The organism is Danxiaibacter flavus (genome assembly GCF_041060425.1).
In the GTDB taxonomy this organism is placed as follows: Bacteria; Bacteroidota; Bacteroidia; order Chitinophagales; family Chitinophagaceae; genus Danxiaibacter; species Danxiaibacter flavus.
Genome location: NZ_JAULBC010000011.1, coordinates 1 through 14441, shown reverse-complemented (window position 1 = coordinate 14441; position 14441 = coordinate 1). Strand labels below are relative to the sequence as shown.

9 protein-coding genes are annotated in these 14441 nt (G+C 42.8%); 6 read left to right on the top strand and 3 right to left on the bottom strand.

Features of this window, described 5'->3' with window-relative positions:
• Positions 1 to 52: 52 nt before the first annotated feature.
• The 3 genes from QTN47_RS25310 to QTN47_RS25300 are packed head-to-tail and all read right to left on the bottom strand — an operon-like array spanning position 53 to position 1802.
• On the bottom strand, positions 53 to 595 hold the full coding sequence (locus tag QTN47_RS25310) for a hypothetical protein (RefSeq protein WP_369332243.1): 543 nt from the start codon (positions 593 to 595) through the stop codon (positions 53 to 55).
• A 58-nt stretch (positions 596 to 653) separates the two neighbouring features.
• Positions 654 to 1211: a hypothetical protein gene (locus QTN47_RS25305; protein WP_369332242.1), complete on the bottom strand. Its 558-nt coding sequence runs from the start codon at positions 1209 to 1211 to the stop codon at positions 654 to 656.
• A 39-nt stretch (positions 1212 to 1250) separates the two neighbouring features.
• On the bottom strand, positions 1251 to 1802 hold the full coding sequence (locus QTN47_RS25300) for a dihydrofolate reductase family protein (protein ID WP_369332241.1): 552 nt from the start codon (positions 1800 to 1802) through the stop codon (positions 1251 to 1253).
• A 1500-nt stretch (positions 1803 to 3302) separates the two neighbouring features.
• Between QTN47_RS25300 and QTN47_RS25295 the strand changes: the two genes are divergently transcribed.
• From QTN47_RS25295 to QTN47_RS25270, 6 genes are all read left to right on the top strand, one after another.
• Positions 3303 to 5690: an ABC transporter permease gene (locus tag QTN47_RS25295; protein WP_369332240.1), complete on the top strand. Its 2388-nt coding sequence runs from the start codon at positions 3303 to 3305 to the stop codon at positions 5688 to 5690.
• 468 nt (positions 5691 to 6158) lie between these two features.
• Positions 6159 to 6887 (top strand): DUF4386 domain-containing protein, encoded by a 729-nt coding sequence (locus QTN47_RS25290; RefSeq protein ID WP_369332239.1) that lies wholly within the window; start codon positions 6159 to 6161, stop codon positions 6885 to 6887.
• Between the two features lie 558 nt (positions 6888 to 7445).
• Positions 7446 to 8627 carry a hypothetical protein gene (locus QTN47_RS25285; protein WP_369332238.1) on the top strand — a complete coding sequence of 394 codons (1182 nt, stop codon included), beginning with the start codon at positions 7446 to 7448 and terminating at the stop codon, positions 8625 to 8627.
• Positions 8628 to 8961: 334 nt separating this feature from the next.
• Positions 8962 to 10005 carry an SMP-30/gluconolactonase/LRE family protein gene (locus QTN47_RS25280; protein ID WP_369332237.1) on the top strand — a complete coding sequence of 348 codons (1044 nt, stop codon included), beginning with the start codon at positions 8962 to 8964 and terminating at the stop codon, positions 10003 to 10005.
• Between the two features lie 147 nt (positions 10006 to 10152).
• Complete coding sequence (locus tag QTN47_RS25275; RefSeq protein ID WP_369332236.1) at positions 10153 to 11604, top strand: PQQ-dependent sugar dehydrogenase; 1452 nt, start codon at positions 10153 to 10155, stop codon at positions 11602 to 11604.
• Positions 11605 to 12588: 984 nt separating this feature from the next.
• Positions 12589 to 14178, top strand: coding sequence for a Na+/H+ antiporter (locus QTN47_RS25270; protein WP_369332235.1), 1590 nt, complete (start codon positions 12589 to 12591; stop codon positions 14176 to 14178).
• Positions 14179 to 14441: the final 263 nt, after the last annotated feature.

Sequence of the window (14441 nt, the reverse complement as noted above, 5' to 3'; positions counted from 1 at the left end):
ATACTTTTTCTAGCATTGCTTACCAGGGCTGAATTATTGGAATGATTCCAGTTTACTTTTTTTCGCTCACTTGTTCTTTTTTATTTTGCCTGCTCTCGATAAACTTTACTATTCGCTCCCGTTCTCCGATTAATAAAAATCCTATAATGATCTTAACACCGGCAATAATTGCATACGAAAATTCAGGCGTTGTTGTTCCGCGGGAAAGGCGCTTTTCCTGGAAATATGTAAAAACCTGCCGGCATAAATTTGGTATTTCATTTGTCAGAATAATGCCACCGGTTACAATTAAGGCAATTGTCAAAACCAATGAAGCCGGAATAGTAAAAGAAAATTCCTCCTGGCTAAATCCCTTGTCAAGTTCCAGTTTATCAAGAAGGTAATTCGTCTTGAAAAGAAGTTGAAAAACAATAAAAGCGTAAAATGCAAGAATAAGCGCTGTAATAAAAAAAGTCCAAACCCCGTCTCCGGCACTGCCGATCCTGGTGAAATACAAGGAGGACGATATTAATTGAAGAACAATATTCACAATTTCTTTCAAAAAGAAAAGTCCAAAAATTTTAAGAATGATGTTAAAGAAACTTCTTGGTGTCATGCTAAAGGGTTTATTTGGATTTATAAAGAATGCTGATATTATCTTCCATTTAGTGCCATCAAAACGGAAGATCAAAATAATAACTTTTTGGATTCTGTAAGTCAATGTAGAGGTCAATTCCTTTTTGGCAATCAATGTATCCTTTCAGAACGTCGGCATTTTGCGTTGATGCCTGACTGACAAATTTGTACGTCTTGCCGTAATATTGTTTGTAATAAACAATATAAGTTTGTTGGATCTCTTCTGTCTTGTAGTTACGATTACCATCATATAAAGCATCCAGCATCTCAATCCTGGATGGTAAGCTTTCCATGATGATTTCCTGTTGATAACTCCTGGTCATGACTTCGGCATTATCAAGTGTCACTCTTACCTTGCTGCCTGTGCGTTTAAGATAATCAATCTCAGCTGATCGACTTGTATTGCCGGCGTCGCGCTGGTTGTATAATTGTAGCAGTTTGCATTTAGCAAGGATATACGCGCCCACAATAATTGTAAAAATGCTTAATACAAACCAAAGCTCCTTTATGGGAATCGCCTTGCCTTCATAGTTAGTAATGAAAAAAAGAGCAAGTAATCCAACTCCGGTTAGACTATATCCTGGAAGTTTGTTCATTTGAATGGTTGGGTACGTTCAACGTAGTTTCAGTTATCATTATCTTACCGGCTCATAGTAAAAAAGCACCGCTCCACAACCAAACGTCTTCGTCTTCAAGAGCTTAAGATTAACCCTTTCGGTTATGTTCTTGAATAATGGCAAGCCTTTTCCTACTATAGTTGGATGGACAGCGAGTTGGTATTCATCAACTAAATTAAGTTTTGTTGCTTCTACAATTAAGCTCGGGCTACCAACTAAAATGTCTTTACCAGGTTGTTGCTTTAGGGCTAAAATTTCTTCTTTGAAACCTTGCTTTGCTACTCTTGCACTTTCCCATTCAACACTTTTCAGCGTATGGGAAAAAACAATTTTAGCAATATTATCTATTGCAACGGCAAAGTCATCAAGTGATTTATGACCGCTTGGATTTTTTACCAGCGCTGGCCAATAACTTTCCATCAGTTGATAGGTTGTCCTTCCATATATAAGGGTGTCTGCGCTACGTAGCAATGCGGTATAATGATCGTGTATTTCATCATCTGCACTCATTGCCGTATGATCGCAAAACCCGTCAAGCGTCATATTCATTGCTGCAATTAGCTTTCTCATAACTAAATTGTTTAAAGCGCAGTATAAATGTCGCTTAAGTTACAAAGTTCATTTCTATCCGTTGAAAAAAGAAGCCTTCCATGCAGCCTGCCATCTCCCAACAACTCCGCCACCTCACTTACAGCCATGCAGGCAAGGATTGAATAACAATTGCTTAAAAATCAAGAAAAAAATGGATTATCCGAATTAAAATTATCTGATCGTACAATGACCTTTATGAGATGAAAGTTGCTGGAAACCGGACAGCAAATCTGCAACACATTGTGTAACGGAGAATCTGTTAACTGAACAAACGCGGAGATATAAATTGCAAAAGGTGAATAGTGTTTTTTCTTTGTACTTCTTTGTGCGCTTCGTCGTTTAACGACCTTTGTGCTTCTTTTATCCTTCCTGTCCTTGTGGTTTACAGACCAGACCTTCGTGCCTCTTTGTGTCCTCTGAGTCTCCTATGTTTTCAAAAACCTTTGTGCTTCTTTACGCCTTTGAGTCTTCGTGGCAGAAGCCCTCCTTATAAAAAAAATGGCCTTCTGTAGAAACAGACGACCTCTAACGATTGCTTGCCATATGAAAAAAAGTTCGAAATAATCTTGGTAGTTAGAAAGTTCCACTTATCTTTAACGCCACCTTTAACGATTTGCCCCCGATGGTTGCTTGCTTTTGAAAATGTTTCTCTTGAACTTTCTGATGTAAAATTACTCCAAAGCATATTCGCTTCACAAACAACTTAGGTCTGTTTTTATAACGGCTAAAATATACTTTAGCATTAAAACCATTGCCAGCATTGGATTTGATGGAATTTTCATGATGATGTCCAACGTGTTTTTGATGAAGAAAAAAAAGGATTTATTGCCACAGAAGCACTGAAACGCAGAATTTTATTTTACCACGGAGGGCGCGGAGTTTTTTTCACAGGATTTCACAGCGTTTTATTTCATCAGGATGATTCCTGGTCGAATTTTCTCCGTGTTGATGAAATGCGAAACGCTCGCAATCTTCTGAATTAACAGTGCTCTCTGTGCAAAAACTCTTTTACCTCTGTGGTAAAATTCTCTGTCTTAGCGCGTCGTGGCTATAAATGATGGTCAGATCTCAACGCTCCATTACGCTCGTTCCTGTAATAAAACCGGACAGCCTTGCATCAAAAACGAACACTTAACAAAACAATTAAATATTTAAACATTTAATCACCTGCACATTAGCATTCGGCGCCGTTTTTAATATTAAAAGACGATGCATTTTTTTTTTGAACAAGCAGAGGATTGAAGCGTGAAGGGCGATAACAGGAAACCGTTTGTGCGAACCGGCGAATATTGCCTAAGCGGTGACTGAAGTGTAACAAAAACCGGCGGTATCCGTTTATCCTGTTGGTGGAGTTCCAAAATCAGCCGGCTGTTGCGAAAAATGAAAAACATCAAAACCAGGTACTTCGTACCGCCTGATGCGTACTCAGGGAAAATTGATTTATAAACGAACCAACTATAGAATCAGAAACCAACTTTTATGCTTAAAAACTATTTCAAACTCGCATGGCGCAACCTCGTTAAGAGCAAGGTCTATTCTCTTATCAATGTTCTTGGCCTGGCAACAGGTATGGCAGTGGCAATGCTGATTGCACTATGGATCTGGGACGAACTTACGTTCGACAGGTATCACACCAATCACAAGCAACTTGCACAGGTGATGACCACTTTTATTGATAACGATAATAAAATGGGTACAGGCCGGGCTGTTTGTATGCCTATTGGCAATGAGTTGCGCACCAAGTATGGAAGTGATTTTAAGAATGTGGCAATGGCTTCCTGGAATTTTGGCCATGTGCTGGTGGTTGGTGAAAAGAAAATTTCAAATACCGGCATGTGGGTTGAAGCAAATTTCCCTTCCATGTTCTCACTAAAAATGCAGAAGGGAAATATCAATGCGCTGGATGATCCCTCCTCAATCCTGATCAACGCAACCATGGCAAAAACGTTGTTTGGTAATGTTGACCCAATGAACAAAACGGTCAGGATCGATAATAAAGACGATTACAAGGTTGCCGGCGTATTTGAAGACTTCCCCCGTAACACAACTTTATACGACTCCAGGTTTTTTCTTCCCTGGAAAAAATATATTACTACCGAACAGTGGCTGAAAGATGCTGCAACACAATGGAACAACCACTCCTGGCAGGCTTACGTTCAGGTTGCAGATAACATTGATATGGACAAGGAAACGCAGAAAATTAAAGATATAGTGATGGTGCATAAAGTTGCTGCGACCGACGGAAAGGAACAGGCAGTTTTGTTCCCGATGGATAAATGGCGACTTTTCAGTGAGTTTAAAGATGGCAAGGCAACCGGCGGCCGTATTCAGTTCATCTGGTTGTTTTCTGTGATTGGCGTTTTTGTTTTGATGCTGGCATGTATCAATTTCATGAACCTTTCAACCGCACGCAGCGAGAAGAGAGCTAAAGAAGTGGGTATCCGGAAAACAGTGGGCTCTGTACGCGGCCAACTGATCGGACAGTTTCTGATGGAGTCTGTGTTAGTGGCATTTGTATCGTTTATCTTTTCAATAATATTGGTGATCGTGTTGATGCCGTTGTTCAACAAGCTTGCTGACAAAAGCATTGGAATACCATGGAGCAATCCAATTTTCTGGGGGCTGACATTATTATTTACATTTCTCACAGGCTTAATATCCGGCAGCTATCCGGCGTTTTATCTTTCCAAGTTTGAACCGATCAAAGTATTAAAGGGCACATTCAAGGTTGGCAGGTTTGCCTCATTACCGCGCAAGGTGCTTGTAGTAATTCAATTTACTTTTTCCATTGCGCTGATCATCGGAACCATCATTGTTTTCAAACAAATTCAATTTGCGAAAAACAGGCCGGTCAATTACAGAAATGAAGGATTGATCACCATCAACATGTCCACACCCGATCTGTACGGCCACTATGATGCCTTACGCAGCGATTTACTGGCGACAAATGTGGTAGATAACATGGCTGAATCATCCAGCCCAACGACAGGTGTCTGGTCAAACCAGATCGGTTTTGACTGGCAGGGAAAAGATCCCAACACATTGCCTTCATTCGGCACTATCGCAGTTACTGAAGATTTTGGCAGAACAATTGGCTGGAAAATAAAAGAAGGAAGAGATTTCTCCAAAGAGTTTGCAACAGACAGTTTGGGAATGATCCTGAATGAAGCAGCCGTAAAACAGGTTGCCATGAAGCGTGATATTGTTGGGGAAATCATCAAATTCAACGATAAAAAATACACCGTTCTTGGCGTTGTCAAAGATATGATCATGGAGTCGCCATACAGCCCGGTTCAACCAATTGTCTTCTTTTATGATCGCAACTGGGCGAATGTGATCACCGTTGCCATCAAACAAGGCGCACCAATACGGGAATCGCTGGCGAAGATTGAAACTGTATTTAAAAAGTATAATCCCTCTGCACCGTTTACCTATACATTTAACGACGAAGATTACATGCAAAAATTTGCCGACGAGCAAAGAGTAGGAAAGCTCGCGACATTCTTTACCATATTGGCCATCTTCATTTCTTGCCTCGGCTTATTTGGTCTGGCATCCTTTGTTGCAGAACAACGCAAAAAAGAAATCGGCGTGCGCAAGGTGCTTGGCGCATCCGTGTTCAAATTGTGGCAAATGCTGTCAAAAGAGTTCGCATTCCTGGTGCTTCTCTCCTGCTTTATTGCCATTCCGTTAGCATGGTATTATTTGAACAGCTGGCTGGGACAGTATGAATACAGGACTACCATTTCACTGTGGGTATTTATTCTTGCAGGTATCGGTGCGCTAATCGTTACATTGGTAACGGTAAGCTTCCAGGCAATAAAAGCGGCGGTTGCGAATCCGGTGAAGAGCCTGAGAACGGAATAGGGATGGTGAAAAGTGAATGGTGAATAGTGAAAGGTGCGGCCTACAAAGGTTCCAATAAGCCTTTTTAGGCGATGAAAATAAGGCTATGTCAAGTGCTTTGTGCTTCAAAAGCCTTCATTGCTAACCGGGTGAAAAGCTTAAGGACGGAATAAGAATAGTGAAAAGTGAATAGTGAAAGATGCAGCTTACATCATTTGCACTGCCACAGCCTAAGGCGAACTATTCAGATTGTATCCAGTTTTGTTTATCACCCTTTATCCAGAGATAAGTCGATACTAACGGATTCGAAGTCTGCAAAAAACAGAGCGAGTCTGCAACTAAGTACTTCGTACCCGTCCGAATGCGCATTCGGCGCGGGCGGGCTTCGTAACTCGTACTTATGAATGGCTTGATGTTCCGAAAGGGCACTCGTGCATTCCCTCATTTTCCTTAATTATCGGCTTATTTTTTTTGATTAAATTAGATGATATGAATAATCATATCACAACAACTTCTCCTAACAGATATGCACGAATAGGCGGTGTTACATATTTGATTATAATTGCAGCCGGCCTGTTTGGCGAGATGTTTGTGAGAAACGCAATCATTGTACCGGGCAACGCAGCCGAATCAGCAAATAATATTATGGCGTCACCTTTGTTGTGGCGAATAGGTATTGCGGGTGACCTCATCATGCACATAGGCGATGTTGTTTTAATGCTTATGTTGTATGTGCTGCTGAAACCTGTACACAAACGTCTTGCTTTGCTTGTCGTCCTGCTTAATTTGATCCAGACGGCGGTGTTGGTAGCCAATAAATTAAATCTTCTTCTCCCCTTGTTCCTCTTGCAGGATCCTGATTATTTAAAGGTATTTAGTCCGGAGCAGCTTCAGGCATTGGCATATATCGCAGTACGGACACATAGCTATGGTTTTGGCATCGGCCTTATATTTTTTGGCGCGGTTTGTCTTGTTGAAGGATACCTGATCTATGCTTCAGGCTTCTTACCAAAAGCAATTGGTATTATGATGCAAATAGCGGGTGCATGTTATCTTATAAATAGTTTCGCGCTTATTCTCGCTCCAAAAGTTGCATCAATACTGTTTCCTGTAATTATGATCCCCCCGTTCATCGGAGAACTATCGCTGTGTTTATGGCTTATTATAAAGGGCGTTAATGTAGAAAAGTGGAAAGAAAGAGCACTCGCTATGAAATGACAGGGCGGCAATCGCACTTTATTTGCAAGCGTGTGCCTTAGCATCATATCGTGCACGCCACATGATTTGCTCAAGGGAACGATGCAGGCGCAGGCCTGTTAACTACTCCGGTATTTATTTTCCCTGATCTCATTCCATCTATTTTTAACACTTGCATTACCACTTGTTTAATTTCATAATCACTGATTCAAACTCACCATCATATCGACGATTAATTTGGTTAACCACAATCAAAAAGAGATGACATTGCACTTTTTGTCGATAGCCCGTAGGGCTTATAGCTTAATAGAAAATCCTAACATACAAGGTCCTTGTTGTCCGTAGGACATTAACCCCGTTAATTGGTTAAAGCCCTAACGGGCTAGAGGTTCTCGATTCCATCATTCTATTGAGCTTAATTCCCTACGGGAAAAATGGCAACTGTTATAAAATCTGTCATTGGTACCAGCAACAAGTTTTATAAACCATTACCAAACTTGATATGTCAAATTCATTCGTTCGTCGAAAAAACTTTCATCCTTCCTGTAACCGCAATAGTTTGATAAAAAAATTGCCAACATGAAAAATTCCCCCCTCCTTCAAAACTATATTTCGCGAAAAAAACTATTGCTCTTTTATTGCATACTTACCTCCTGCGCATGCTTTGCACAGAAAATAACAATCCCCATGACCGCAGCATCCTGGGAATACGACAGCTCTAAAATTGAATTCGTAAAACAAAACTCGACGGATGTTATGAAAGGTAAGAACGGCGCGTATTACCAGGCTTTCTTAAAAAATCATCAATTCGCAAACGGTACAATTGAGTTTGATGTCGCACTGACCGGAATGGGATTTCCGGGTATCAATTTCCGCATGTCTGATGACAGGAAAAATGGTGAGAACTTTTATATCAGGTCGTTTGGGCCGGTAACATCTTTGGTTAGAACTACCCTTCAATATGCTGCAATCATTGACGGTATGAGCATCTGGGACTTGAGTGATGAGTACCAGGCCGGAGCTACCATACAGCAAACCGGGTGGAACCATGTAAAGCTTGTGGTGTCCGGCAATCAGATGAAAGCTTATGTAAATGATATGTCAAAACCGGCCCTGATGGTGCCGCAGTTGGAAGGCAGACAAAAAAGCGGAGGAATTTCACTCAGTGGTAATGTTATTTACGCCAACCTCACCATAACGCCGGATGCTACAGAGGCTCTGGCTCCCGAATCCGGATACACCGGCATTTACAACGACAGCCGCTATTTAAAGAACTGGCAGGTAAGCCCACCAAAAGATTTTCCGTTCGGCAAAGATCTTGTGATGCAGTTGCCCAGTATGTATGGCAAACTAACGCAGTCCGAATTGCCCGACAGCACTACACAATGGACACCCGTTCAAGCAGAAAACCGCGGCATAGTGAACCTTACCAGGATTTATGGCTCGCGGCCAAATGACCAACGCCGGATGGCCTGGGTGAAGACTACTGTTTATTCAGATAAAGCACAGGAAAGAACATTGAGCTTTGGTTTCAGTGATGAGGTTTGGTTCTTTTTAAATGGTCAGCTCCTGTATGTCGATAAAAATTATTTTGGCACGCCGCAACAAAAGAACGACGGCCGCTGCACAATAGAAAATGCGCAGATAAAATTATCGCTCAAAGAAGGAAAAAACGAGATCCTGATCGGGCTGGCAAACTATTTTTATGGATGGGGAATTGTTGCGAGGATGGATAGAATGGATGGGATGAAGGTCGAGTGAATGGCGAAAAATGATCAATGCAAGTGAATGGTGAATAGTCAATAGTGAAAGGTGATGAGAACAAGTGAATGGTGAATAGCCAATAGTGAAAGGTGAAACAGGTAGCGTTAATTGCATCCCTTAACCTGGCGCGGAATTTTTTAAATTCCTCATGTAGAACAGTCTCTGTGCAACTCTGTGTCTCCTTTGTGTAACTCCGTGTAACGTTTTTATTTATTACACAGAGATACAGCCGGAGAAGTGACAGGAGTTGCACAGAGTTTTTTATTTGCCGCCCATTTATTATATTACGATTGATTGCTCATTTAATACACCTTTCTGAACCACTGCCATCATGAAAAAAATTCTTGCCATTGCCTCCTTACACTTTATGATATATTGCTCCTGCGGAGAAAATAATAACAACAATAAACAGGCTGAACAATCTGCAGACAGTGCTATCGGAAAGATCCTTATTTATGATGCCACAGCTTCAAATGCAATCGACAGCAGTGCAACTATTGACATAATTGCAAAAGGCTATACATGGAGTGAAGGGCCTGTTTGGATTGCAGATAAACAAATGCTGTTATTCTCTGACGTGCCGGAAAATAAGGTTTACCAATGGACAGAAAATGATTCCGCAAAGCTATACTTAACACCCTCCGGCTACACCGGATCAGTTAAACGCATTGGCGGCGAAGATGGTGCTAACGGCCTTACATTAGATAGAAAAGGCCAGCTCTTGTTGTGCCAGTCCGGCAACAGGCAAATAGCAAGAATGAACGCCAACCTTTCTTCTCCTCAACCTTCATTTACAGTGCTTGCAGCAAATTACAATGGCAAAAAATTTAATAGTCCGAATGATCTTGTAACCGACAGCAAAAACAATATTTATTTCACTGATCCTATTTACGGACTTCCCCAGCGCGAGAAAGATTCAACAAGAGAACTGGCGATTGAAGGCGTTTATAAAATTGATACCGGCGGAAAATTATCATTACTGATCGATTCAATACAAAGACCAAACGGCATTGCACTCTCTAACGATGAAAAGACATTATACGTTGCAAGCAGCGCCGATAAAAATCCCAAATGGTATGCTTACAACCTTGATGACAAAGGCAACATAAAAAGTGGGGGGGTATTGCTGGACGGAACAGATCTCATGTCACGGGCCACAGTAAAACAAGGTGGTGATGGGTTTAAGATTGATCAGTATGGAAATATCTTTGCTGCGGGGCCAGACGGCGTTAACATAATTTCGCCTGCGGGTAAGTTGATCGGGCTGATTAAAGTATTCAACAGAAAAACTTCCAACTGCGCATTTAATGAAAATAAAAGCGTCCTGTTTATTACTGCAGATGATGTCGTGCTAAGGATTAAACTGCACAAATAACGATGCATCGGAGCCTTGCAATGTATCCTGCACTTTGAAAGTGTAGGACACATTATAAACATTGGCTAATCCGAAAAAAAATAACCCTCATTTCCACAATTTGGCATTAGCTTGGCAAAAGTTTAGCGAGATCAACCAACATCTTTTATGAAAAAAATACTGTTAGCGGTAACAATACTCACCGTACTGCTCATTTCAGGTTTTTATCATCCCGCCGATCGTGCGGAAGGCACACTCGTTGTTGTGGATACCCTTGCCAGCAGCCTGATCGTTCCGTGGGATATTTGCTTCCTGCCGTCGGGCGATATGCTTTTTACAGAGCGCAATGGTAAGGTCAGAAAATATGCTGACGGCAGATTGGATCCCAAACCTGTGCTGCAGGTGCCGGATATAGAAGTTGAGGGAAAGCGCGGTCTGCTCGGTCTTTGCCTGCATCCCGACTTTGCAAGGAACCACTTCCTTTACCTGGCCTATAATCACCGGGATGATGATAAATCTTTATTGCGTGTCGCAAGATATGAGTATGTCGATGATTCGCTGATCAATCCCAAAACAATTATTGAAGGTATTCCCGCATCACACAACCATACAGGATGCCGCCTGAAGTTTGGGCCGGATAAAAAACTATATATCACTACCGGAGATGCGGACATGCCGATGCTTTCGCAGGATCTGAAAGCATTTAATGGAAAAATCCTGCGACTGAATGATGATGGTAGTATTCCTGCTGATAATCCATTCATGTCAAACGACACTGCACGGCACGAGATCTGGACTTACGGACATCGCAATTCACAGGGAATTGCCTTTCAGCCGGGAACCAATTTGCTGTTCAATACTGAACATGGCCCAACGGGCGGCGATGAAGTAAACCTCATCAGTAAAGGCAAAAATTACGGTTGGCCGGTTATTCATCACAGAGACGTCAAGCCGGGAATGACCAAATCATTAATGGAATTCAGTCCGTCAATCGGGCCAGCCGAAGCCTTGTTTTATTCCGGCAAAGCCTTCCCCGCATTGAAAGGACATTTACTAGCAGGAAACATGCGCGGAGAAGCAATTTTAAATGTCACGCTGAAAAATCAGCAGATCACAGCCTATAATTTTCTTTTCAAAAATATGTTTGGCCGCATTCGCGCGCTGGCAGAAGGTCCGGATGGTACATTATACATTTCAACCTCCATGATCGATCCGCCTGAGACAAATATGACTGTGGGCGAGAAAGGTTACGATCTGCTATTGCACATCAGGCCGGCCAAACCGGGAGAAAGAGACAGGGCGATCAACCTGGAGACCAGCGGCACAATGATACAGGCGATCAATAACACGGCACCGAAGCCGCCGGGCAATTCAGAAAGGAAACCAGAAGTACTATATGCCCAGCTTTGCGCGAGTTGCCATGGTGCATCATTGGAAGGAAAGGATAAAGTACCTAGTCTTGTTGACGACAACTGGGTGCATGGCGGTCAAAAGAGTGATATAATCCGTTCAATAAGAGACGGGATCATCTCCAAAGGAATGCCTGCATGGAGAGGCGTTCTCACAAAAGATGAAATTGATAAAATAGCTGGTTATATTTTGAACAAAGGAAGGAAATAACGCTGGCTAAAAAAAACAGGAAGCTGAATTGAATTGTCATCAAACCTTGAAGGGGCGAAAGCAAAGATGAAACCAGCAATGTGATTTTAATTGATAAAGATAATAGCCGGCTAAGCCGGCCTGTTTTTTAAACCATATAAGACATGTAAGGACATTTAAGAGATGCTTCGCATTGAGAACGCCGCAACTCAATCATAAAAGTGATCATCATGTAGACCGACGCTGAAGGCGTCGAAGCATTAGCATGGGGCAACGCCCTATGAACAAAGAGCACAAGGGACATCAAGACTGACCTGGCCTGATCTGGGGCTGATCTGGCGCGAGTGTTCTGATCTGGCGCGAGTGTTCCGAAGGATCACTCGTGTCTACTAATTCCAAGCCGATTGCATCGGCGTTAAAGAAACAGCACATCATTAAAGGCAAAAATTATTGCAACTATGGCCCGCTCCATAGAAGCATCCTGTTTGTTGCTCTGGCGCGAGTGTTCCGAAGGACCATTCTTGTCTAATTCCAAGCCGATTGCATCGGCGATAAAGAAACAGCACATCATTAAAGGCTAAAGTTATTGCAACCAGGGTGTTTTTACTCCTAACAAACCTTTTCTTCACTATCCCCGATGCAATCGGGGAGAATTTAATAGACACGAGTGGCCGGCGGAGCCGAACACTCGCGCCAGAGCCGCTTGCCCATAATAGATAATTTTGCTCCGTTAGGAGCTTCCTGTAAAAAGCTTTACCGGAGAATCCGCTGGAGTCGGATGCCGATTTCAAATCTGGTGTTTCTACAAACAGGAGGCTTCGCTGAAGCCATACGTCATGTTTGCAAATGTGATGTTTTGAAATTGATGCGTACAATTTAAATGTCACAACAAGCTTACGCATATACTGCCAGGTCGCTTCCCGGTACTATAATTGGCGCTCACCTTCACTTCAGTTTTTCTATTTTGGAGTATCTTACATTAAACCGAACTACAAATAAATATCAATGCACACAATCCTGCCGTTTCTGCTCGCAATGATTGCCGCTGTTGTTTTACTGGAGATGTTGGCGGCCAGGCTAAAAATTGCTTATCCCATTCTGCTGGTGGTGGCAGGGCTGCTCATTAGTTTTATTCCCGGCTTACCCATATTACGAGTTGACCCCGATCTTATATTTTTCATCTTCCTTCCGCCATTGCTGTTCGAGGCTTGCTGGAGTATTTCGTTTAAAGAGATGAAAAAATGGTGGCGGATCATTACCAGTTTTGCCTTTCTGGTGGTCTTCTTTACAGCATTATCAGTCGCACTGTTCACCAGCCATTATATACCGGGATTCACACTTGCACTGGGTTTTGTTCTCGGCGGAATTGTCGCGCCGCCTGACGCCGTTAGCGCGGGTGCCATCACAAAGTTTGTCAAGATCCCCCGGTCCACTTCTGCCATTCTTGAAGGTGAGAGTCTGCTCAACGACGCATCTTCTTTGATTATTTTCCGTTTTGCGTTAGCTGCTGTTGGTACCGGCCGGTTTGTATGGCAACACGCGGCTGTCAATTTTTTGTGGATGGTATTTGGCGGCGTCGGTATTGGTTTGGCACTCGGCTGGATCTTTGTCCAGGTGCAAAAGCGACTTCCTACGGAGCCTTCGTCAGACATAGCGCTCACACTTATTGAGCCATATTTCATGTATTGGGTAGCAGAACAGGCAGGTTCTTCAGGGGTGCTTGCAGTGGTGAGCGGTGGTCTGTATATGTCCTCTAAAAGACTTTTTTTCCTGAATAGTGCCAGCCGCATCCAGGGATTTAATGTTTGGGAGAGTTTTGTGTTTATACTGAATGGAATTGTATTTCTGATCATTGGCCTGGAGCTCCCTGAAATTGTTGGCGGTCTGCGTGCGAAAGGCATTGACCTGCATACGGCCATTGGCTATGGCGTGATGGTTACAGGTGTACTCATCGGCGCCAGGATCATCAGCTCATACGTGGCTATGCTCGCGACAATGATCTTCCGCCCGGGCGTTTTGCCAAGAGCCGGCTCCCGTCTCAGAAGATTGCTGCTACCACTTGTTTTAGGCTGGTCGGGCATGCGCGGCGTGGTATCACTTGCTGCGGCACTGTCCATACCCATCTTATTAAATGATGGCACCGGCCCGGCCTTTCCACACCGCAACCTGATCCTGTTTATCACGTTCATTGTGATTTTACTCACGCTTGTGGTGCAGGGACTAACACTGCCCTGGCTCATCCGTCGCTGGCGCGTGTTTGACGGCACGATCATGGAAGAATCGGCGGAACAAACCAGGCGGCAATTGAAAGATGGTTTAAAGCATCATGTTCACGAGTATTTAAAAAAGAGATATGAAAACGATCCTGACCCCAACGAAGGCGTAAGTAAATTGCTGGAAACATGGGAGAAAAAGACCAAAGCTTCAGACGACAGCTGGATGAATAAAAAAACAAAAGCTGTGTTTATTGAAATGCTTAATGTGCAGCGGCAGTACCTTGAAGAATTGAATAAAGATCCTAAGATTGACGAGGGAATTATCCGTGCGCAAATGTACCAGATAGACCTGGAGGAGGAAAGATTGAGGAGGTTGTAGGCACAGGAAAAAGCTTAAAGCCCAAAGCTTAAAGCCTAAAGCTGACTTAAGCGAATTTTTTTTGAACCATATGAGGCATATAAGGGAGTATAACAACTCTCGCCCAAAGGATAGTAATAACCAGCGCTGCATTGCATTACTTAACCGGCTTGCGCCTTTCACTATTCACCATTCACCATTCACTCGTATTATAGAAGGACATTTAAGCGATGCTTCGCATTTGGACCTCGACGATCTTCAATCATAGAACTAATTATCATCTC

Excerpts from the sequence above, each read along its gene's own strand:
- QTN47_RS25290 (WP_369332239.1), top strand. The coding sequence starts at position 6,159 with ATGAATAATCATATCACAACAACTTCTCCTAACAGATATGCACGAATA.
- QTN47_RS25275 (WP_369332236.1), top strand. The coding sequence starts at position 10,153 with ATGAAAAAAATACTGTTAGCGGTAACAATACTCACCGTACTGCTCATT.
- QTN47_RS25285 (WP_369332238.1), top strand. The coding sequence starts at position 7,446 with ATGAAAAATTCCCCCCTCCTTCAAAACTATATTTCGCGAAAAAAACTA.
- QTN47_RS25310 (WP_369332243.1), bottom strand. The coding sequence starts at position 595 with ATGACACCAAGAAGTTTCTTTAACATCATTCTTAAAATTTTTGGACTT.
- QTN47_RS25280 (WP_369332237.1), top strand. The coding sequence starts at position 8,962 with ATGAAAAAAATTCTTGCCATTGCCTCCTTACACTTTATGATATATTGC.
- QTN47_RS25305 (WP_369332242.1), bottom strand. The coding sequence starts at position 1,211 with ATGAACAAACTTCCAGGATATAGTCTAACCGGAGTTGGATTACTTGCT.
- QTN47_RS25295 (WP_369332240.1), top strand. The coding sequence starts at position 3,303 with ATGCTTAAAAACTATTTCAAACTCGCATGGCGCAACCTCGTTAAGAGC.
- QTN47_RS25300 (WP_369332241.1), bottom strand. The coding sequence starts at position 1,802 with ATGAGAAAGCTAATTGCAGCAATGAATATGACGCTTGACGGGTTTTGC.
- QTN47_RS25270 (WP_369332235.1), top strand. The coding sequence starts at position 12,589 with ATGCACACAATCCTGCCGTTTCTGCTCGCAATGATTGCCGCTGTTGTT.